This is a genomic window from Candidatus Pelagibacter sp. HIMB1715 (genome assembly GCF_052047595.1).
In the GTDB taxonomy this organism is placed as follows: domain Bacteria; phylum Pseudomonadota; class Alphaproteobacteria; order Pelagibacterales; family Pelagibacteraceae; genus Pelagibacter.
This window is the reverse complement of sequence record NZ_JBNAJY010000004.1, coordinates 21,344-42,079: the sequence shown is the minus strand read 5'-3', so window position 1 is coordinate 42,079 and position 20,736 is coordinate 21,344. Positions and strand designations below refer to the sequence as shown.

Below are 20,736 nucleotides of genomic sequence, written 5' to 3'. Positions count from 1 at the left end.
TTGATGATCAAACCATACAAAATAAGTGTGCCTAAAAGCACACTTAATAATATTTACAAAAAAGTAAGAGCCTATCCATGGAACATGATGCAAAATGTAAATGGATGGGAGTATGGAACTAATTATAACTATTTAAAAAAAATCTCTCAATATTGGGTTTCAAAATATAATTGGAAGAAATTTGAAAACAAAATTAATTCTTTTAAAAACTACAAAACCAATGTGGATGGTATAAATCTGCATTTTATTATTGAAAAAAGTAAAAATCCTAAATCTAGACCATTGTTACTTTTGCACGGTTGGCCTGGCAGTGTAATTGAGTTTTTTGATATCATTCCAAAGCTTGCTCATCCTGAAAAATTTGGTGGAAAAATTGAAGATGGTTTTGATGTCATTGTGCCCTCTTTACCAGGATTTGGTTTTTCAACTCCAATTAAAAAAGCTTTAGGTCCAAGAAGGATTGGAAAAATTTTAAATAAATTTATGGTCAAAAATTTACGTCATAAAAATTATATTGTACAAGGTGGAGATTGGGGGGCCACTATTGCTGCATGGATTGGTCTTGATAGTGCAAAAAATTGTAAGGGAATTCATATTAATTGTTTACCAATCAGACATCCAAAAGGACCAAGAAATAATAAAGAGAAAAAATGGGAAAAAAAATTCAATTTTGATCAAATAATGCAGGAAGGCTACAGGACTCAACAAGCAACTAAACCCCAAAGTTTGTCTTATGCAATGATAGATAGTCCAGTCGGAACAGCAGCATGGATTTTAGAAAAGTTTCATGGTTGGTCCCACCTAAACAAAGGCAAGATAGAAAAAACATTTTCAAATGATGAATTAATATCAAACATAATGATCTATATTATTACAAATAGTTTTAATACTGCTGCTTGGATTTATTTTGGAAGAAGAAAAGAAGGCGGCAGGTCTTTTCCAAAAAACTTTAAAAAAATAAATGTCCCAACAGCAATAGCAGAATTTCCAAAAGAAATGCTAGAATGGCCTCCAAAATCCTACGTAAACAGAATTTTTAATATTAAAAGATGGAAAAAATTTCCCAAAGGTGGTCATTTTGCAGCTTTAGAGGTTCCAAATTTATTAATTAATGATATTAAAAATTTTTTTAACGAAGATTTAAAAATATTCAAATAAGTGAAAACTCCTTTATTAAAAAATCAAGTAATTAAAATTTTTCAAAAGTTTGGTTTAAGTAAAGATCATGCTTTAATTTCTGCTAATGCTTTAATCAATGCAGAGTTAGTTGGAGCTTACGGTCATGGTTTATCAAGACTTAAAATGTATTGTGATAGAATTTCTAAAAAAGTAATTAATCCAAAACCAAAAATAAAAATTAAAAAAATTTCATCTTCTATTTCTCATATTGATGCTAACAATAGTATTGGATTTGTAGCTGCTGATCTTGGAATAAAAACTGCAATTAAACATGCACAAAAAACTGGAATAGGAATGGTTGCAGTTAAAAATAGTGGTCACTATGGTTTATCAGGTTATTACGCAGAACAAGCGGTTAAAAAAAATTTAATTGCTATGATTTATACTAATGCTCCTCCAGCAGTTGCTCCTCATGGTGCATTAAAAACTTTATTTGGAACTAATCCAATATGTTTTGGAACCCCTACTGGTTCTAAAATTCCTTTTATTTTAGATACTTCAATCTCAATGATTAACAGAGGTAAAATTCGAGTTGCCGCAAGAAACAATCAAACAATTCCTGCGGGTGTTGCATTAGATAAATTTGGAAAACCAACCACTGATGCTAAAAAAGCATTAGCGGGAGTTCAATTACCTATTGCTGGTTTTAGAGGTTCAGGACTTGCTTGGATGGTTGATATTTTAAGTGGTGTACTAACTGGAGGAAATCATGCAGGTAGAGTTAAAGATCCTTTTGATGATTTTTCAGGACCACAAAATATTGGACATTTATTTATAACGTTTAAAGCAAACTTATTTCAAAAAAATTATAATCAAAGAATTAAAGACAATATTAAAACAATTAAAAAACTTCCTAAGATTAAAGGTGTTAAAGAAATAATGTATCCAGGACAAAACAAATTTAATCGTTACAAACAAAATCTTAAAAAAGAAATCAATATTCCAGATATTATTAAAAAAGATTTAGAAACTTTAATAAGTTAAAAAAGTTAAAACTCCTAAACAAGCAACAACAGAAGAAACAATGATTGTTCTTTTAACTTTTTCCTTTTTTTTCTCTTCAAGAAGTCTTTGCTTTAGAACATCCACATTCACTCTTTGTTGAGCTTCAAGACTTTGAGAGGGGTTCTCAATTTCAACGGATGTTCTATTTAAGCTCTCTGTACTCATAAATTTTTAATTACAATTTTATATAATCATTACTAGTTACATTATTACATACTAGGAATGTCCAAAATGGGTTGACACTTCTTTTAGTATTGTCCATATTGGGTTTTTTTTTTAAATCATGAGTACATTACCGAGCATATCTGACGCACTGGATGAAAAAATGGTTACTTCAGTAATCAACAAAAAATTTAATAATTTCGTTCCAGCTTTTTATAAATTTGTATCTGAATGGATAATTAATGCTTATTCCAATTTCAAAGACATAGAAATGTACATGGTCTTAATCTATTTGGTTAATAATGATTTTAAATTCTATAAAAAAAATGGAATTCAGGTCGATTACAACACCTTTTATAAAGATAAAACTTTAGAAATCGAAGAAATTAAAATTATTGAAATTTCTAGAGGTCTTCAAATCCCTAAAGAAAGTGTAAGAAGAAAGATTATTTATCTAGAAAAAATAGGCGTAATTAAACGATCAAGAAAAAAAATTTTTATTGATAGATCTAATTATGAAACAGTGCAGCCAATATCTGCATTAAAAAATTTATCGTATTTAATATCTATTTCTTCAAAAATTTTAAAACAAGAAAATCAAATTACAAACTCTCTTTCCTCAACAGAAATATCAGATGGTATTAAGAAACATTTTTCTTTTTGTTGGTACGAATTTTATAAATTTATTTTTTCTTACTATTTCCGATGGAGGAAGGAATTAGGTGATTTAGAAACATTATGTATAGCCTTACTTTTAATATCTAATGCATCATCAAATAAAGATTTAGTTTTACACGATATAGATATTGAAAAGTGGAGAAAGAGAATATCTTATGCAGACAAAGTTGGATTAAATTCTATGTCTATATCAGACATAACAGGTATTCCGAGACCAACAGTTGTTCGAAAAGTAAATTTTTTAATCAAAAAAGGTTATGCTAAAATAGATCAAAAAAAATTAATTTCAGTTAGCATTGAAAAAAAAGTTTTTTCAAATACTCAGAAAATGCAAGAAAGAACAGTAAAAGAGATTTCAGAACTAATTTATAAAATTTTAAATAAAACTACAATTAACTAGATCTTCTTAAGATATAAATAAAAATAAATCCTGTAATATACATGACTAAAGCATAAGCAGCTGTTGGTATCATGTAAGCAACATCATTAAAAATTTGAGTTGCAACGAATACTGCTAAAGTTCCATTTTGAAGACCACACTCTAAAGAAATACATTTTCTCTGAGCAACTCCAGTTGCAAAAGCTTTAGCTATATAAAAAGCTAAAATCATCATCACTATATTTAAAACTAAAACCGCTATTCCAGCTTGAGCTAAATAATTAAAAATATTTTCTCTTTCTTCAATCCAAATTGCTGCAAATACAATAACAAATAATAAACTAGTCGTTCTATTCACGATATTAATATTTGAAGAAATAAAATTCTCTGCAAATCCTCTTATAACCATTCCTATAATTACCGGAACAGTTACAACTAAAGCCATTTTAAGTGCAATCCCTGTCATGGTAATCTCTGTAGACATTTCAGTAACCCCTAGCATTCCAGCTGAAGTAAAAACTATAAATGGAACTGAAATAATACTAATTAAACTTCCAACAGCTGTTAAAGAAATTGATAAAGCTACATCTCCATCTGCAAACTTAGTAAGAACATTTGATGTAACACCTCCTGGTGCTGCAGCTATAATCATTAAACCTAAAGCTATTTCGATCGGTAATCTTAAAATTAAAACCAATATGTATGCAACAATTGGTAAAAGAATTAATTGGCAAGTTATTCCAATTAAAAAATCTTTTGGATTTCTAATTACTCTAGTAAAATCTTTTACAGATAAACCAAGTCCTAGGCCAAGCATTATCAATGCTAAAGCTAATGGTGCTATTTTAGTAACTATTTCCATGTTTTAAATCTCAGATAAATTATAACTTTTTCGTATATTATTTCTATATACATATTTTAATAATACTATATTTGTAAAAAATGCTCTCAAACAAAGAAATTGTCTGTCCAAATAAACTATTAGATATAGCTCATAGTAAAAAAGGAATAAGAGTTGCAGTTGTAAATGCTGGTAAACCTTTACCTATGTTGTCTGTTCAAGATGCTGTAAATGAAAATTTAATTGAACCAGTTTTTATTGGTCATGAAGTTGAAATACAAAAATGTGCTGAGGATCTTGGTTGGGATATTTCAAAATATGAACTTATCCATGAGCCAGTTGAAAACAATACAGCAAAAATTGCAGCTAAACTTGCAAGTGAAGGTAAAGTTAAAATAATTGTTAAAGGACATATTCATACTGATGTTCTAATGAAAGAAGTTTTAAAGAGAGAGTATAATTTATTAGGCAAAACTAGATTAAGTCATATCTGGCATATGACTATTGGAAAAGATGACAAGCCATTAATAATAACTGATGGTGCTTTAAATGTATTGCCAAATGTTAAAACTAAAATGCATATTTTGAAAAATGTAATAAATTTTTCAAATCGTATTGGAATTGAAAGACCAAAAGTTTCCGTATTGTCTGCAACAGAAGAAGTTTTAGAGAGTGTACCAAGTTCAATTGAAGCTGCTGAAATAACAAAACTTGCTAAAGAAGAAAATTTGAACGCGGATGTATTTGGACCTTTAGCATTTGATAATAGTATTTCTAAAAAATCTGCTGGAATTAAAGGTATTAAAAATTTAGTTGCTGGAGAAGCTGATGTATTATTAGTTCCAAGTGTTGAAACTGGAAATGCTCTAGTTAAAATGATGATTTATTTTATGGGAGCCTGTGCTGCAGGAGTTGTGGTAGGAGGAAAAGTCCCAGTTGTAATAACTAGTAGATCAGATGAAGCACAAGCAAGATTAGCATCAATAGCTGCGGCAGTAGTAGCTTTAGACTAATTTAAAATTATTAATCAATTGAATTAATATCTTTTATACTTTAAACAACTACTCTCAAAAAAAAGGAAACATTCAATGACTATACAATATCTAAAAAAATCACCAAAAACATCTTCAACAGATGATACTAAAACAACTGGAATTGTTCAGGATCTATTAAATGATTTAGAAAATACAAAAGAACAAGGATGCATTGATTTAACAAAAAAATTTGACAAATACGATGGTGAAATAATTGTTTCCAAGGAGAGAATTGAAGAGATTAAGAAAACTCTAGATCAAAAAACAAAAGACGATATTCAATTTTCTTATGATAGAGTTAGAAAATTTGCTGAAGCTCAGCTTAAAAATTATGGTCAAGATTTTGAGGTAGAATTATCTGATGGTTTGTTTGCCGGTCAAAAGTTAATTCCTGTTAACACTGCTGGTTGCTATATACCAGGAGGAAGATATGCTCACATTGCATCTGCCGTAATGAGTGTAACTACCGCTAAAGTTGCTGGTGTTAAAAATATTATTGCATGTAGCCCACCAAAAGAAGGTGTTGGAGCTCATCCAACGATTGTTTATACGGCTGATTTATGTGGAGCAGATGTAATTTTAAATTTAGGTGGAGTTCCAGCTATTGCTGCAATGACAAATGGATTATTTAATAATCCTCCAGCAGATATAATTGTAGGACCTGGTAACCAATTTGTAGCTGAAGCAAAAAGAATATTATTTGGAAAAGTGGGGATTGATTTATTTGCAGGCCCTACTGAAATTGGAATTATTGCTGATGCTAAGGCAGATCCTGAAATAGTTGCAGTTGACTTAGTGGGTCAAGCAGAACATGGGTATAACTCACCATGTTGGTTATACACAACAAGCAAAGACCTTGCAGAAAAAGTAATGAAAAGAGTTCCTGAATTAATTGCAGAACTTCCAGAGGTTCCAAGGCAAAATGCTGATGCAGCATGGAGAGATTATGGAGAAGTAATTCTTTGTGATACTGATGAGGAGATGGTTAAAATTAGTGATGAATATGCTCCTGAGCATTTAGAAGTTCAAACTGAAAATCTAGAATGGTTTCATAAAAGACTTACAAATTATGGTTCTTTATTTGTTGGAGAAGAAACAACAGTTGCTTATGGAGATAAATGTTCTGGAACAAATCATATTTTGCCAACTAAAGGTGCTGGCAGATACACTGGAGGTCTTTTTGTTGGTAAATTCATTAAAACTTTAAGTTTTCAAAGAATGACAAAAGAATCTACAGAACTAGTTGGTGCAGCAGCTGCCAGAATATCTAGATACGAAGGTATGGAAGCTCATGCAAGAACTGGTGACGTTAGGCTTAAAAAATACGGTTATTAAAAATACTTAACAGGAGTTAAAATGAAAAAATTTGAAGAAGTAATGAGCGTCAGCAATGAAATAGAAAACATAACTGCTGAAGAAGCAAAAAAAAAATTAAACGATCCTAACGTTCAATTTATTGATGTTAGAGACAAAGAAAGTTTTTCTAAAGGGACTATTGGAAATGCAATGCATTTAGATAGAGGTTTGCTAGAATTTTATTTAGCTGAAGGAAGTCCTATCGAAAACGATACTTTTAAAAAAAATCCTGACAAAGAATATGTTGTATTTTGTGGTCTAGGTGGACAAGGAACTCTTGCTACAAAAACAATGAAAGAAATGGGAATTAAGAATGTTAAAAATATTACTGGCGGTATGTCAGAGTGGGAAAAATTAAAAGATTAGTAGTCAGACAAATCTCAAAGCTAAAGTATAAAAGTTAAGTAAGCTTAAAAAAATATTATTCTGAGATAAAATTATTTACAAGATTATTAAATTTATCTGGTTCTTCTAAGTGAACATTGTGGCTGCAATTTTCAAATATTTCTAGTCGACTACTCTTAATATTTTTATTTAATGTGTCTACCTGATCAAAATTATAAGAGATATCTTTATCACCCCATATTATTAGAGTGTCATTTTTAATATTTTTTAAATTATCAATACCTCTCCAATTTTTCATTGCAAGTAAAGCTTTATCAGCAGTTTCTAATGAAACATTTTTAACTGCATTAGCGCATAAAAAATAATTTTTATCTTTATCTCCTTTTACAAACCATTTAGGTGGAACTCTTGAAAATGATACTTCAGTACCCTCTTTCTTAAGTTTCTCTCTTGTTTCGTCCATAGTTTCAAATCTACCGGGGATATCTCCAATAGATCCTGTTGCAAAACAGATTAATTTATTAACTCTATTACCAATTAACTTTGTTATTTCTTGAACAATCATTCCACCCATTGAATGTCCAATTAAATTAAATTTTTCGATTTTTTTTTCATCTAGTATTTCAATTATTTTTTTTGCCATAGCATTAATAGAATTTAATGATCGAGCATTATGACTTTCACCAAAACCAGGTAGAGCTGGAGCTATAACTCTAAAATTTTTTGAAAAATAATCTTTTTGAAAGCACCACATTTCTGAAGAACCCAGATATCCATGGACTAAAACAAATGGAAAGCCTTCTCCCTTATCATCTACAAAAATATCACTCATAAAAACTTAATTATCATTTCCTTTAAAATAAACAAAACTAAAAAACTCATAAAAGCTATGATGAAAATATTTATTACCTGCCAGATTTTTTTGTCATTGGCATACTTAGATAGATAATTTGATAAATATCCTAAAGTAAAGAAAAACAAAAATGAAGCAAAAGACGCTCCTATCCCAAATGCTAATTTTTGATTTAATAAGTAATTCTTAGAGAAATTTCCAAGAATAAAAACTGTATCAGAGTAAACATGTGGATTTAAATATGTGAACCCTAAAGTTTTTAAGAAAATATTTATCTTTGATATTGCACTAACATTACTTTGAAAACTAACTTCTTTATAATGAGTTTTTATTTTTGAATATATAAAATGAATTAAAAAAACCACCAAAACAAAATTGAAAATAAATTCTACTAATGGATTAAAAAATTGGTTAAAAAAATGAAATAAAAAAATTCCAACAAAAATTAATATCAAATCTGAAACAGAGCAAACTAAACAAACTAAAAATACATGCTGTTTTTTTAAACCCTGTTCAATTACAAATATGTTTTGAGCACCAATTGCTAAAATTAAACTTAAGCTGGTTAAAAAACCTAATAATACATATTCCATTGATTTTTCTTAAACTCTTTTTCTACCCTGAACAACTCTATCAAGAATAAGAGCTACAAATAATATAGCAACGCCTGCTAAAATACCTTGTCCTACATTGGCATACTGAAGTGCTTCTAATACATCTTGACCTAAACCTTTGGCACCGATTAATGATGCAACAACTACCATTGCTAAACTTAACATTACTGTTTGATTAACACCTGCTAATATAGATGGAGTTGCTAATGGTAAATCTACTTTTCTAAGCAAATACCATTTAGATGCACCATAAGCGATTGCAGCTTCTCTAATTGTTTCAGGTACTCCTCTTAAGCCAAGAACTGTTAGTCTAACTACAGGTGTTCCACCAAATATCATTGTAATAATAACTGCTGCGACTTTTCCAGTTCCAAAAAATGCTATTACAGGAATCATGAATACGAAAGCAGGCATTGTTTGCATAAAATCCATAATTGGTCTGATCATTGAATAAAATCTTTGACGCCTTGCACAAAAAATTCCAAGTGGAATACCAATTACAATACTTAATACAGCTGCTGTTCCTAAAAGAGCTAGTGTTGTCATAGCTTTAACCCAGAAACCTAAAAATCCCATGTAACATAAAAATCCTGCTGAATATATTGCAGCTCTAGGTCCTGCTGCTAATCCTGTTAAGGTTACAATAGTTGTGATAATTACTATCCAAGGAGTTTTTACAAATAGCAACTCTAAGAAATCTAATACAGATCTGATTCCAATAGTAATTGCAGTAAACAAAGCATCTCCTTTTAATACCGCATAATCGAAGATCGTTTCTACCCATTTTATTGATGTTAACCTGATATCTGGATGAGTTGGGAAATCATCCATTAACGTAATAACACCTGGAAAACTATAATGCACAACAGAAAAAAACATAATAACTGCAGCAAACATTGTGCTCGATACAAAGTTCTTAACCTGCATTCCAGGTCTTATTGTTTTATCTGACAACCACTCTGAATATCTTTTTTCTAATATCGAGTTAGCTAAAATTCCTTGAACAATTTTGATTGCTATTAACAATCCAATACCAAATATTGTAATCCAAATAGCTGATGCTTCTATTCTTGCCACTTCATCTATGTAGCCTTGCATTGCATCTTCTAGTGATTTGATATTTCTTTTATAAACTTCAACTTTGTCTGGATTATTTGTAATAGCAGCTTCTAACTGTTTGTTTCTAAAAGCTATTGTTGATTCGACTTGTTTAATTTTTTCTACAGCTTCTTTAGTGATATTACCAAATAAACCTCTAATAATTTGAACAACAGAAAAGGTTTCAATAATTAGAAAGGCTAAAGCCCAATTCCAAATATTTCTCATTCCAAACCAAATAGGTCCTAGAATTCCAGCATACAAATTAAATGAAAATGAAAAAGATGGTTTGCTTCCAATTTTTTGAAACTCTTTAATATAATATTCAGGATTAGATTTTACAAAATCTGTAATTAATTCTGATCTAGTTGGATTATGTATTTGTTTATTCTCCATCTCCACCCTCTATAACCGCCTTTAAAAGATCTGATTGTGTTAACACACCAACATTATTTTGATTATTATCTTTAACTACCAATGGTCCTTCGCTAGATTTTGATAACTCAATGAGCTTGCTTAATAATTCATTTTCTCCAACACTTTTGCTGTTTTCATTTAATTTTCCATTAGCACTCTCATAACTCTCAATGGATTGCATGATTGTTTTTGCTTGAACAACTTTTAGTCTTGAAATTCCTTTTACAAAGTCAGCAACATATTCATCTGCAGGACTTACAACTATTTCTTCGGGAGTACCTATTTGGATTACTTTTCCATCTCTCATAATTGCAATTCTGTGTCCTACCCTTACTGCTTCATCTAAATCATGAGTAATAAATACTGTGGTTTTTTTCATTTGTTTAGAAAGTTTAATGAATTCAGCTTGAAGCTGTCTTCTAATCAGTGGATCTAATGCACTAAAAGGTTCGTCCATTAACAGAAATTCAGGATCAGCTGCTAGTGCTCTTGCTAGACCTACCCTTTGTTGCATTCCTCCAGATAGTTCGTGAGCAAACTTATTGCCCCAACCTTGCAGCTCTACAATTTCTAAAATTTTATTTGCAGCATCTAATCTATCATTTTTACTAACACCTCTTATTTCAAGTGGCATTGCAATGTTATCAACAACAGATCTATGAGGCATAAGTGCAAAGTTTTGAAAAACCATACCTATTTTTTTATTTCTTAATTCTTGAAGGTTTTCTCTATCTAAGGCCATTACATCCTGACCATTAATTAAAATTTTGCCTGATGTTGGCTCTAAAAGTCTATTAATATGCCTTACTAATGTAGACTTTCCACTTCCAGAAAGCCCCATAACACAGAATATTTCACCTTGTTTAACATCAAAAGAAACATCTGAAACTCCAATAACTGAGTTATAATTTTCTAAAGCTTCTGTTTTTGAAATTTTTTTATTTTGGATTGCATCTAATGCTTCTTTAGAAGTATTACCAAATACTTTCCAAACATTTTGAATTTGTATTGCTGAACTCGATGAATCCATTTTTGTCTTTTAATTTAGGAAAATATACTCGGCAATCATAAATTGCCGAGTATAGATTTTGATTTAGATTATAGTCCTAACCAACCGTCTACAGTTGATTTATTTGCTTCCATCCAAGCTCTTGCTACATCAGCTGGATCTTTTTTCTCAACTGAAACTGCATAAGCCATTGCAGAAACATCATCAGCTGTTAATTGAAAATTCTTAAAGAATTCTACAATTGCTGGTGACTGACTCTCTAAAGAAGTAGCCCAACCGATTTGGATTTGCTTAAGAGCATCTTTTGATGCAACATAAGATTTCTTATACCAGTCAGCATCTGCTTTAGGTTGAATCATTTTATATTTTGCAGGATCATATTTTGGTTCTGTTAACATTACTACGTCAGCCATTCCCCAAATTGCATGAGGTTTGTAACAATAGAATGCATAACCTTCACCTTTTTTGATTGAGTCTAGTACTCTTGCATTTTTAACTGCTTCAGCAGCTCTAACTGCTTCGATACCAGCATCATATAAACCATAGTCTCTTAATTTAACTTGGTTTACATTTGCAGAAGCCCAACCATCAGCACCAATCCAAAATTCACCTTTACCATTTCCATCGCTGTCCATTGCTTTAACAACTTCTGGTCTAGCTAAATCTTCAATTGCTGTAATATTCATTTTTTTTGCAAACTGTTGAGAAACACAGTAACCTTGGTTTCCTTCATATGGTTTGCTACTTAATTTTAAAGTTCCTTTTGGAACTAAATCATTAGTGTAAGCTTCTTGGTTTGGTAACCAAATATCCGGGTGAACATCGATTTCACCTTTTCCTCTGTCAATTGCTGCATATATTGCAGTATTGTTTCCAGGAACTAATTCTGCTTCACCACCCATTTTGTCTATAACTACTGCAGCAAGTAAATTTGCAATTGCAGTTGCACCTGTCCAACCTGGATCTCCAATTTTAACTTTTTCTGCGTTTGCAGAGAAAATTGATAAAACTGAAATTAATCCAGCTACAAGTGTAGATTTGATTATTTTCATTATCTCTCCTTAATTATTTATAAATAAAGTCTAACGCGGATTGAGAGAAGGTGTCAAAGAAAATAAATATCTAAAAATTAGATGTATTTTTACTATTCTGGGTTAGATGTAAGAGTTTTAATCTCCAGTATATTTTCGTTAGGGTCTTTTACAAAGAATGTTTCTTGTTCATACTTAGTGCCTTTAAATCTTAAGTATGGTTCGTCATAATATTTTGTACCACTATCTTTTAATCTTTGTTTAAGTGCATCAAAATCTTTTCTCGATAAATGAACACCAAAATGGGGTACAGATACATTCCCCATGTCCACATCATGTCTTTCATTATCTAATTTATGATCACTTTTATGAAGTGTTAATTCATTACCCCAAAAGTCAACATCGGCCCACTCTTGCGCGGAATTATCTAATCTGCATCCTAAAGTTTCGCTATAAAATTTTTTTGCTACCTCTAGATCACCACAAGGTATGGCTAAATGAAAACAATTAGTGTTTTTATACATAATTAATCTTTAATAACAGAATATAATGACTATATAAGCCACTTATTGAAATTTCAAGTGAACATAAAATACAATGAATGATTATTTACAATCGATAATTGATAGAGATCCTGCAGCAAAATCAAAGCTTAGTTTGATTTTAACCTATCCAGGTGTCAAAGCAGTATTCTTTCATAGAATAGCAAACTTTTTTAGTACTGCTAAATTTTATCTTGTTGCAAGAATCATTTCTCAATTTTCAAGATTCTTAACTGGAATTGAAATACATCCTAATGCAAAAATTGGAAAAAATTTATTTATAGATCATGGTATGGGAGTTGTAATTGGTGAGACTTCAGATATTGGTGATAATGTTACTATCTACCATATGGTTACATTGGGTGGAATTGCACCAAGTATAAATTCAAACGATCAAAGAAACATGAAGAGACATCCAACAATTAAAGATGAAGTAGTTATTGGATCAGGAGCACAGGTGTTAGGTCCAGTAACTGTTGGACGATGTGCAAAAATTGGAGCTAACGCTGTAATTACAAAAGATGTTCCTGAAAATGCAGTGATGGTTGGAATTCCTGCTAAGAATGTTGGAATAGCTGATAGTGAATTTAAACCTTACGGAATTACCCCTGATAGTGATAAAAAATCAGAAAATGAATAATACGCAAAACGATTTTATTTCTGGAATTGGAAATACTCCTCTTATAAAACTTAGAGCTGCATCAGAGATTACTGGTTGTAATATTTATGGTAAGGCAGAATTTTTAAATCCAGGCGGATCTGTAAAAGATAGAGCTGCACTTGCATTAATAAAAGACGCACAAGAAAAAAAATTAATCTCTAAAGGAGGAACTGTTGTTGAAGGTACAGCTGGTAACACTGGAATTGGTTTGGGTCTTTTAGGAAATTCTTTAGGTTATAAAACTATTATTGTAATGAATGACAATCAAACTCAAGAGAAAAAAGATTTACTAAGAAACCTTGGCGCTGAGTTAAGATTAGTTGAACCGAAGCCCTATAAAGATGACAATAACTTTGTAAAAGTTGCTGCAAGGCTTGCAGATGAATTAAGACCCTCAAATAACAATGGAGTTATTTGGGCTAACCAATTTGATAATACTGCAAATGCAAAAGGTCATTATGAGGGAACAGGTCAAGAGATCTGGGAACAGACAGAAGGTAAAGTAGATGGTTTTGTTTGTTCATCTGGAACTGGGGGCACCATTTCGGGTGTAAGTAATGCATTAAAAGAAAAGAATAAAGATATCAAAGTTTACCTTTCAGATCCCAAAGGTTCTGCTCTTTATAATTATATTAAGAATGGAGAATTAAAATCAGAAGGAGGATCTATAACAGAAGGAATTGGCTCAAGTAGAGTTACAGCAAACTTTGGTGAGGCCAAAATTGATGATGCCTACTCTATTGATGACCATGAAGCTCTACCTATTCTTTATGATTTAATTCAAAATGAAGGTCTAAGTTTAGGAACTAGTTGTGGAATAAATATTGCTGGCGCTATTAGAATGGGAAAAGAATTGGGACCTGGTAAAACTATAGTCACAATCCTTTGTGATAGAAGCGATAAATATGCAACTAAAATGTTTAATAAACAATTCTTAGAAGAAAAAGGTCTACCAATACCTAGTTGGTTTTAGATATAAATCTTATCTGCTAATCCGTAACAAAGTATTGCACTTAACAAAGTTAGAATACCTGGTGCAATAATTCCTTCATTAGATGTTTGTGGTGTATGACCGAGCTTATTGATTTTAATATTATATATACCAACAATAAAAGCTGAAAGGTTTTGTAAAAATACTAAATTAAAAAATGCCCACGTACCTTGAAGACCATCGGGTCTTATAAATCCAACCCATATTGCCATTACAACAGCACCTATAAACAAAGAACCAAAAAATCTGGTCATTCCAGCACCAGTATCATCAATACCGAACTTATCTAAAAATTTCTTTGTAGCGAAAACGGTTTGATATGCGTAAGCAGCAAAAACAATAAAATGTACTAAAAATATAATTAAATAAAAAATTCCATTAAATTTTTCAATCATGTCAAAACCCTATCAAATTTTATCATCAGATAAAACAACATAATCAGCAATTTTTGTGCTCCTTAAATGCATAACTGACGCGCGTTATAAACACGAGAGACTTTGTCATGAATATGTAACAGTCTTCGATTACTTATAATTAATAATTAAAAAGAAAGATAAAATGAAAAAAATAATAATAGTTTTGGTGCTTAGTTTATTTACTACAATTGCTAACGCTGACGGCCATGCAAAAGCAAATGCGTTTGCTATTACTTTGAAAGTTCCAGCTAGTGATGTTGCTAAAGTTGAAGAAATGTTAAAAACACACCATAAATGGATGAAAGAAACTCATCCAATGACAGGTGAGAAAAAATTAAATTCATATTCAGTTATCAAAGGACCTGAATGGAATAATCCTGCAGATCCTTCACAAGGTATGACTGGAAATATGTATTTTATTTTAACTGAGTATTATGAAAATCCTGCTGGTTTTCAAAATCACCAAGAGCTTGGAAGCAAATGGCCAATGATACAAGAATTTCAACAAATGCTATTCAGTTATGTTGTGGGATATACATTTCCTGGAACAACTGTTGTCACGATAGAATAGAAAGGAGAAAATTTTGAGAAAAATAATAATAACTTTATTCAGTGTTTTATTTCTAACTTCTGTACACGCCGATATGTCTGATAGTGACAAGAGTAAAGCTTGGGAATGTAGTGGTATTTATATGGCTAACTATTTCTTGCCAATTGGTGAAACGTTTGAATATAGTATGAAAGAAAAATCTATGGCATCAGTTAAAGTTTTAAAAGCTTATGCTTTAGAAGTCGGAATCCCTGAAAAGCAATGGGATGAAGGAGTAAACAAAGCTGTTGATAAGTTTTATGGATCTAAATTTGACGAGGCTAAAACTAATGCCTGTCATGAATTTATAAACTCAACGGTACCTAATGGAGAAGATAGAGTAAAAAAAGTAGTACAAACTCTATATTAGAAAGGAATAAAAATATGATAGTAAAAATAGAAGGACCAATAGAAACTTTTGCTAAATGGAAAGCGATGGTTCACAATAATTCAGAGAAGGTTAAAAAATATGGAATGACATTTTTGTACGCTGGAACTGAAAAGAGTGATGATACTAAATTCATAACTATTGTAAAATTTGACACGATGGAAGGTATGCAAGGTTTCAAAAATGATGAGGAACTGCATAAAGAAAGAGCAGCAGCTGGTGTTGATTTAGAAAAAAATGTAACAACTCCAATGAGTGATGACTTTCTTGAACAGTATAAAGGTTAAATTAAACTATTAGGAAAGGAGAAAATATGTCTAAATTTTATATTATTGGAAAAATCAGTCGTGATCTTGCTTTAAGAATGCAGAGCGATCCAAATGCAGATAGAGGAGCAGCGATCAAAGCAATTTGTGATACTGTTGGAGTAAAGTTTCATAGTTATGAGTGGGTTCGAGGAAGATTTGATGTAATCAATGTTATTGAAGGAGATTACGAAAGTGTTCTTGGAATGAAAGTTGCAATTATGAATGCAGGTTTAATGGAAGATATTATGATTCATGAGGTATTTGATTATAATAAAACTTTCAACAAAGCTGCAGATGCTGGAAAAAACTTTAAAAAACCAGGTGAATAAAAGAAAGGAATAAATGTCTATCTTAGAAAAATATAGTGCTGCATTAAAAAATAAAGACGAAGCAGCTATGAATGAGCTTTTGCATGATGATTTTAAATTTACGATGCATAAATCAGGAAATGTTTTAACAAAAAGTGATGTTATCAAATGGGCAATGAGTGGTGACATCAATCAAGATAAAGTTAGAATTGTTTACGAGAATGATGAAGTTGGAATTCATCATGCTTTTGTTACATTTAACGATGGAAATGTTGAGGCTGTAATGGCGGTTTATAAATATGACAATGGAAAAATTGTTAGTTTAGAAACTGGTGCTACTCCAATGCCTAAATAATTATATATATTTAGCGGGATTTCATTTAATATTATTAAATGAGTCTCGCTACTTCATACTTATTCCTAGGTATTGCTGTATTCTTAGGAGTTACCTCAAATAGTTTTGCTAAAAGTGCTGAAGGTTTTACTCTTCTCTTTCCAAGTATAATCACCGCAATTACAATTGTTCTGTGCATGTATGCACTTTCGTTGGTGATGAAGAATATACCAATGGGTATAACTTACGCTTCGTTTGCGGGATTAACAATCATTGCAACGGTTATAGTAGGTGTAATTAAATATAATCAAGTTCCAAATCTTTACTCCATGATCGGACTAGCATTTATAATTATTGGAGTTTTAATGGTTAATTTGTTAGGAAGTAAATAATATGAAACCTCTTATAGGATATTTGTTTTTAGCTAACGGTATAATTTTTGGAATAGCTTCAAACAGTTTTGCTAAAATTTCTCAAGGTTTTACAAAGCTAACTCCTTCAATTTTATGTATCCTGTTTATGTGTATTACAATGTTTTCAATTGCAAAAGCTATGCATGCAATACCTGTTGGGTTTGCTTATTCGATTTATAGTGGTTTGACAGTTACAGGAGTTGTTCTTTTTGCTGTACTAAAATTTAATCAAGTTCCTAATATTTATGGGATAATTGGAATCGCTTTTATTATTATTGGCGTTGTAATGGTTAATTACTTAGGTCGATTAAATTGATATTTTTTTAAAATATCTGGAAGTTGATAACTTCCATCTTCATTTAAAGATAGTTCATATTCATTAACAACAGTAGTTGTATCTAACGGAGAATATAAATGCGGATACATATCACCATTTGAAGCTTGTTCCCAAAGTAAGTGTTCAAGTTTAAAAGCATTTACTCTCAACAAAACAAGGTTTTCTTTATTTGGGAAATGTTTTTTTAAGGTTTCCTCGACCTGATCTTCCTCTGAGAAATGAATATAGCCATCTTTAATATCTTTTTCAGATCCACCATAAGTTCCTGATTGCTTAGCTTTTTGCCATTCTTCTTTATCTATGACTTTAAAAATAAATTCTAAATTCATTTTACCAAGAAGAGTTTGGTCCTTTTAAAAATTCTAGTTCTTCTTCAGTAGACTCTCTTCCTAAAATTTCATTTCTATGTGGGTATCTATGAAACTGTCTAATTGCTTTAGTGTGGTCTTGCCAAAATTTTTTAATCTTATTGTATCCTTCGTGTTCTCTTAAATATTTATTTAATAAGTAATAAGCCATTTCATGATCACTAATTTCTTCACTATGAATTAAAGGTAAAAGCATAAAAAATCTTTGGTCAACATTCATAGCTTCTAAATATCCAGAATACACTGCATCATTTACTATCAATCTAGTTTTTTGATCTTGAGCAAATGCTTTTTTATCATCTCTAAACATATTTCTTGAAAATTGATCAAACAAAATTACCAAAGCTAAACAGCTCATGGGATTATCCTGCCAATCATCATATTCATTTTGACAAGCAAGTTCATAATCTTTTAAAAAATTATCCTTTATTTTTCGATCAAATTTATCATCCTTCTTAAATCTCATCTCAAAAGGAGTTTCTTTAAACCAAAAATCTAGGATTACTTGAGCTCTTTCTGGTATCATTAAATAGCTGGCTTTAACAATTTTAAAACTTTTTGATGGTTTATTTTATTGTTGGAAACAATAATATTTCCTCCTATTACAGGATTTTTATTTTCCCAAGTTGTAACAATTGCACCTGCTGCTCTCATAATTGGAATTAAGGGATGAATATCCCAAATTTTATTTGCACATTGAAAAACTATTTCGATCCTACCTTCTGCTAACTGACAATATGTAAGTGCATCAAAGCAAGGAAATTGCATACGGTCTATAAATTTTTTTATTTTCATCTGTTTTTTTAAAGACAATTGGTTATGGAAAGCAGCAGCTAATTTTGAATTTGAAAAATTTAATTTAGAATTAACCTTTAGTTTTCTTTTTTTATTATTTTCAAAAACGTATGCGGTGTTTTTGTTTACATTTAAGTAATATTTTTTCATTTTAGGAAAATTTGCTAATCCTAAAATTGGCTCCCCGTTATAATTTAATGAAATCAAATTACTCCAACTAGGATTTCCAACAACATATGATCTAGTTCCATCAATTGGGTCTATTACCCATGAAAATTCACTTTTAGTATTTTTGTGACCGTATTCCTCACCTATAATTTGATGATCTGGAAATCTTTTAGAAATTTTGGATCTTATAAACTTTTCAAAAGCTTTGTCAGATGTAGTTACTGGATCATAACCTTTGCCTTTCATTTTATTGGTTATCTTGAATGGCTTATCTAACTTAGCATAATAAAATTTTGTTAGATCTTTTGCTAGCTGGTTTAAAAAACTTGAAAATACTGGATATTTTTTTGTATCAAAATTATTCACAAAGAATTCTTACTATTTAATTTATATTGATTAAAGTTAAATTTTAAATAATGCTCAAGTATTATTTATGAAAATTGAGCTTCACGAAAATAAAGTTTACTTCAATAATGGTACTGAAAAAAAAGAAATACATCCTTTTTGGTTAAGAGAAAGAGTGGATGGTGAAGAATTTGTTGATAAAGGAACTCAACAAAGACTTTTTGACCCAACTAGTTTAAGTAATGATATAATCATTAATAAAGCCTCTATTCATGAGGAATTTTTAGAAGTTAACTTTAATGATGGAATTAGTTCTAAGCTTAATCTTAATAAAATTGCATTAGAATTTTCAAAAGAAGATACAGTTATAAAATCTATAGAAAAAACTAAATGGGATTCTGGTCTAAGTAATATCAAAAATTTTGAATACCAAGATAATTTTTATGAAAGTAAAGAAATGCATGACTTACTCGTTTCTTTCTATAGGTTTGGATTTGTAGTAATTAAAAATATACCAACAACTAAAAATTATATCGTTGAATTTGCAAACTCAATTGGCAGTGTAAGAAGAACTAACTTTGGAGAATATTTTGATGTTAAATCAAAACCTGATCCTAATGATCTTGCATATACTTCTTTAGCTCTTGCACCGCACACAGATAATCCATATCGAAACCCAGTTCCATGTATCCAACTTTTACATTGCATAGAGAGTAAAGTTTCAGGAGGATATTCTACATTGGTTGATGGATATACTGTTACTGAAGATTTAAAGAAAAGTTATCCTGATTATTATAAAATCTTAACAGAAGTAAAAGTAAGATTTAAATTTATTGATAAAGAAGTAATTTTAGAATCTTTGTGTCCTTTGATTGAATTAGATGAGCATAAAAATTTTAAACAAGTAAGATTTAGTCCAAGATTAGATTTTGTTCCAATCTTAGATAAAGAAGAATTAGATTTATACTATCAAGCAAGAAAAAAACTGTCTGAAATGTACAATTCAGATAAATATAGAATAGAATTTAAACTTGCTCCAAAAGATTTAATGATGATGGATAATCATAGGTTACTTCATGGACGAACAGTTTATGATGCTAATGAAGGAGAAAGATTTTTACAAGGTTGCTATATAGACTACGATAGTACCGAAGGAAAATTAAGACACTTAAAAAGAAAGTTTAATCTATAGAAATATTTTCTATTTGAGCTTCAGCATCTCTAATAGATTTTTCATAATCTAAAGCCATTTGATCAGCGCTTATAACTTCAACTTTTTCAATTCCAAAAAAGTTTAAAATAAATTTTAACCAAGGCGTTAAAAAATCCTCAGAGCTATTAAGCTTTGTTCCACCAGAAGTAATTACAAGATATGCTTTTTTATTTTTTAATAACCCTTCTCTTCTACCATTAGGTTTAAATTTAAAGGTTTCCCCTATTCTTGCAGCTAAATCTGACCAAGCTTTAAGAGTTGCGGGTGGTCCGTAATTATATATTGGAGCTGAAATTATAATAATATCACTCTCTTTTAATTCTTTTACAAGCTTGTCAGAAAGTTCAAACATTTTCTTATGTTCTTCAGTTTGATCTTTCTCATCAATTTTCATTCCAGATTCTGTTAAGCCGCTTACAAAAAGCATTTCATCATCTAAATCTCTATAAATTACTTCATCCTCTGGTTTTTTGATTTTTTCCAAAAGTTTTTTTGCTAATGCTCTTGATGTTGAGCCTTTTTTTCTAGCACTTGAATCTATTTGATAAATTTTCATTAA

The 20,736-nt window shown here is 30.4% G+C and carries 29 protein-coding genes; 16 read left to right on the top strand and 13 right to left on the bottom strand.

What is annotated here, in order from left to right; translation table 11 throughout:
* Positions 1-3: 3 nt before the first annotated feature.
* Complete coding sequence (locus ACTTAY_RS01700; protein WP_440672137.1) at positions 4-1,158, top strand: epoxide hydrolase family protein; 1,155 nt, start codon at positions 4-6, stop codon at positions 1,156-1,158.
* Complete coding sequence (locus ACTTAY_RS01695; protein ID WP_440672136.1) at positions 1,159-2,163, top strand: Ldh family oxidoreductase; 1,005 nt, start codon at positions 1,159-1,161, stop codon at positions 2,161-2,163.
* Here ACTTAY_RS01695 and ACTTAY_RS01690 read toward each other — a convergent pair.
* Complete coding sequence (locus tag ACTTAY_RS01690) at positions 2,152-2,349, bottom strand: hypothetical protein (RefSeq protein ID WP_440672135.1); 198 nt, start codon at positions 2,347-2,349, stop codon at positions 2,152-2,154. The genes ACTTAY_RS01695 and ACTTAY_RS01690 overlap by 12 nt on opposite strands.
* 118 nt (positions 2,350-2,467) lie before the next feature.
* Here ACTTAY_RS01690 and ACTTAY_RS01685 point away from each other — a divergent pair, with 118 nt between their 5' ends.
* Positions 2,468-3,424, top strand: coding sequence for a MarR family transcriptional regulator (locus tag ACTTAY_RS01685; protein WP_440672134.1), 957 nt, complete (start codon positions 2,468-2,470; stop codon positions 3,422-3,424).
* Here ACTTAY_RS01685 and ACTTAY_RS01680 read toward each other — a convergent pair.
* Entirely contained in the window at positions 3,417-4,265 is an 849-nt protein-coding gene (locus ACTTAY_RS01680; RefSeq protein WP_075505896.1) for a bile acid:sodium symporter family protein, read from the bottom strand. The two genes, ACTTAY_RS01685 and ACTTAY_RS01680, sit on opposite strands and share 8 nt — an antisense overlap.
* Before the next feature lie 80 nt (positions 4,266-4,345).
* On the opposite strand from ACTTAY_RS01680, the gene ACTTAY_RS01675 reads away from it, so the two are divergent.
* The 3 genes from ACTTAY_RS01675 to ACTTAY_RS01665 all read left to right on the top strand — a co-directional run bounded on the left by ACTTAY_RS01675 (position 4,346) and on the right by ACTTAY_RS01665 (position 7,000).
* Positions 4,346-5,257 carry a bifunctional enoyl-CoA hydratase/phosphate acetyltransferase gene (locus ACTTAY_RS01675; protein ID WP_440672133.1) on the top strand — a complete coding sequence of 304 codons (912 nt, stop codon included), beginning with the start codon at positions 4,346-4,348 and terminating at the stop codon, positions 5,255-5,257.
* A 75-nt stretch (positions 5,258-5,332) separates the two neighbouring features.
* A complete protein-coding gene (gene hisD / locus ACTTAY_RS01670; protein ID WP_440672132.1) occupies positions 5,333-6,613 on the top strand; it encodes a histidinol dehydrogenase in 1,281 nt (426 codons plus the stop codon).
* Between the two features lie 21 nt (positions 6,614-6,634).
* Positions 6,635-7,000 (top strand): rhodanese-like domain-containing protein, encoded by a 366-nt coding sequence (locus ACTTAY_RS01665; protein ID WP_440672130.1) that lies wholly within the window; start codon positions 6,635-6,637, stop codon positions 6,998-7,000.
* 55 nt (positions 7,001-7,055) lie between these two features.
* On the opposite strand, the gene ACTTAY_RS01660 is transcribed toward ACTTAY_RS01665, so the two are convergent.
* The 6 genes from ACTTAY_RS01660 to ACTTAY_RS01635 form a co-directional block, all read right to left on the bottom strand.
* Complete coding sequence (locus ACTTAY_RS01660) at positions 7,056-7,811, bottom strand: alpha/beta fold hydrolase (RefSeq protein WP_440672129.1); 756 nt, start codon at positions 7,809-7,811, stop codon at positions 7,056-7,058.
* Positions 7,808-8,425, bottom strand: coding sequence for a LysE/ArgO family amino acid transporter (locus ACTTAY_RS01655; protein ID WP_440672128.1), 618 nt, complete (start codon positions 8,423-8,425; stop codon positions 7,808-7,810). Before ACTTAY_RS01655 ends, ACTTAY_RS01660 begins: the two co-directional genes overlap by 4 nt.
* Positions 8,426-8,434: 9 nt before the next feature.
* Positions 8,435-9,940, bottom strand: coding sequence for an ABC transporter permease (locus ACTTAY_RS01650; protein WP_440672127.1), 1,506 nt, complete (start codon positions 9,938-9,940; stop codon positions 8,435-8,437).
* The gene (locus ACTTAY_RS01645) at positions 9,930-10,991 is read right to left on the bottom strand and encodes a quaternary amine ABC transporter ATP-binding protein (RefSeq protein ID WP_440672126.1); all 1,062 of its coding nucleotides are present in this window, start codon (positions 10,989-10,991) and stop codon (positions 9,930-9,932) included. The genes ACTTAY_RS01650 and ACTTAY_RS01645 overlap by 11 nt, the downstream gene beginning before the upstream one ends.
* A 68-nt stretch (positions 10,992-11,059) precedes the next feature.
* A complete protein-coding gene (locus tag ACTTAY_RS01640; RefSeq protein WP_075505881.1) occupies positions 11,060-12,022 on the bottom strand; it encodes an ABC transporter substrate-binding protein in 963 nt (320 codons plus the stop codon).
* 92 nt (positions 12,023-12,114) lie between these two features.
* Positions 12,115-12,525 carry a VOC family protein gene (locus tag ACTTAY_RS01635; RefSeq protein ID WP_145595791.1) on the bottom strand — a complete coding sequence of 137 codons (411 nt, stop codon included), beginning with the start codon at positions 12,523-12,525 and terminating at the stop codon, positions 12,115-12,117.
* A gap of 73 nt (positions 12,526-12,598) precedes the next feature.
* On the opposite strand from ACTTAY_RS01635, the gene epsC reads away from it, so the two are divergent.
* Both epsC and ACTTAY_RS01625 read left to right on the top strand, forming a co-directional pair.
* The gene (gene epsC / locus ACTTAY_RS01630; RefSeq protein ID WP_262590495.1) at positions 12,599-13,183 is read left to right on the top strand and encodes a serine O-acetyltransferase EpsC; all 585 of its coding nucleotides are present in this window, start codon (positions 12,599-12,601) and stop codon (positions 13,181-13,183) included.
* On the top strand, positions 13,176-14,177 hold the full coding sequence (locus ACTTAY_RS01625; protein WP_440672125.1) for a cysteine synthase A: 1,002 nt from the start codon (positions 13,176-13,178) through the stop codon (positions 14,175-14,177). The genes epsC and ACTTAY_RS01625 overlap by 8 nt, the downstream gene beginning before the upstream one ends.
* Here the strand turns inward: ACTTAY_RS01625 and ACTTAY_RS01620 are convergent.
* Positions 14,174-14,590: a hypothetical protein gene (locus ACTTAY_RS01620; RefSeq protein ID WP_440672124.1), complete on the bottom strand. Its 417-nt coding sequence runs from the start codon at positions 14,588-14,590 to the stop codon at positions 14,174-14,176. The genes ACTTAY_RS01625 and ACTTAY_RS01620 overlap by 4 nt on opposite strands.
* A 163-nt stretch (positions 14,591-14,753) precedes the next feature.
* Here ACTTAY_RS01620 and ACTTAY_RS01615 point away from each other — a divergent pair, with 163 nt between their 5' ends.
* The 7 genes from ACTTAY_RS01615 (at position 14,754) to ACTTAY_RS01585 (ending at position 17,267) form a co-directional block, all read left to right on the top strand.
* Positions 14,754-15,182, top strand: a complete 429-nt coding sequence (locus tag ACTTAY_RS01615) for a hypothetical protein (protein ID WP_075505876.1) — start codon at positions 14,754-14,756, stop codon at positions 15,180-15,182.
* 73 nt (positions 15,183-15,255) lie between these two features.
* Positions 15,256-15,570: a hypothetical protein gene (locus ACTTAY_RS01610; RefSeq protein ID WP_440672123.1), complete on the top strand. Its 315-nt coding sequence runs from the start codon at positions 15,256-15,258 to the stop codon at positions 15,568-15,570.
* Positions 15,571-15,584: 14 nt separating this feature from the next.
* On the top strand, positions 15,585-15,875 hold the full coding sequence (locus ACTTAY_RS01605) for a hypothetical protein (protein ID WP_262590490.1): 291 nt from the start codon (positions 15,585-15,587) through the stop codon (positions 15,873-15,875).
* Positions 15,876-15,901: 26 nt separating this feature from the next.
* Positions 15,902-16,225, top strand: a complete 324-nt coding sequence (locus ACTTAY_RS01600; protein WP_075505873.1) for a GYD domain-containing protein — start codon at positions 15,902-15,904, stop codon at positions 16,223-16,225.
* A gap of 13 nt (positions 16,226-16,238) precedes the next feature.
* Complete coding sequence (locus ACTTAY_RS01595; protein WP_023854077.1) at positions 16,239-16,559, top strand: nuclear transport factor 2 family protein; 321 nt, start codon at positions 16,239-16,241, stop codon at positions 16,557-16,559.
* Between the two features lie 38 nt (positions 16,560-16,597).
* On the top strand, positions 16,598-16,930 hold the full coding sequence (locus ACTTAY_RS01590) for a DMT family transporter (RefSeq protein ID WP_262590487.1): 333 nt from the start codon (positions 16,598-16,600) through the stop codon (positions 16,928-16,930).
* A 1-nt stretch (position 16,931) separates the two neighbouring features.
* Positions 16,932-17,267, top strand: coding sequence for a DMT family transporter (locus ACTTAY_RS01585; protein WP_440672122.1), 336 nt, complete (start codon positions 16,932-16,934; stop codon positions 17,265-17,267).
* On the opposite strand, the gene ACTTAY_RS01580 is transcribed toward ACTTAY_RS01585, so the two are convergent.
* The 3 genes from ACTTAY_RS01580 to ACTTAY_RS01570 are packed head-to-tail and all read right to left on the bottom strand — an operon-like array spanning position 17,246 to position 18,985.
* Positions 17,246-17,617: a DUF952 domain-containing protein gene (locus ACTTAY_RS01580; protein ID WP_440614178.1), complete on the bottom strand. Its 372-nt coding sequence runs from the start codon at positions 17,615-17,617 to the stop codon at positions 17,246-17,248. The genes ACTTAY_RS01585 and ACTTAY_RS01580 overlap by 22 nt on opposite strands.
* 1 nt (position 17,618) lies before the next feature.
* A complete protein-coding gene (locus ACTTAY_RS01575) occupies positions 17,619-18,182 on the bottom strand; it encodes a DUF924 family protein (RefSeq protein ID WP_440656871.1) in 564 nt (187 codons plus the stop codon).
* Complete coding sequence (locus ACTTAY_RS01570; protein ID WP_440672121.1) at positions 18,182-18,985, bottom strand: inositol monophosphatase family protein; 804 nt, start codon at positions 18,983-18,985, stop codon at positions 18,182-18,184. Before ACTTAY_RS01570 ends, ACTTAY_RS01575 begins: the two co-directional genes overlap by 1 nt.
* Before the next feature lie 67 nt (positions 18,986-19,052).
* Between ACTTAY_RS01570 and ACTTAY_RS01565 the strand changes: the two genes are divergently transcribed.
* On the top strand, positions 19,053-20,156 hold the full coding sequence (locus ACTTAY_RS01565; RefSeq protein ID WP_440672120.1) for a TauD/TfdA family dioxygenase: 1,104 nt from the start codon (positions 19,053-19,055) through the stop codon (positions 20,154-20,156).
* On the opposite strand, the gene ACTTAY_RS01560 is transcribed toward ACTTAY_RS01565, so the two are convergent.
* A complete protein-coding gene (locus ACTTAY_RS01560; RefSeq protein WP_075505866.1) occupies positions 20,146-20,733 on the bottom strand; it encodes an FMN-dependent NADH-azoreductase in 588 nt (195 codons plus the stop codon). The genes ACTTAY_RS01565 and ACTTAY_RS01560 overlap by 11 nt on opposite strands.
* Between the last annotated feature and the right edge of the window lie 3 nt (positions 20,734-20,736).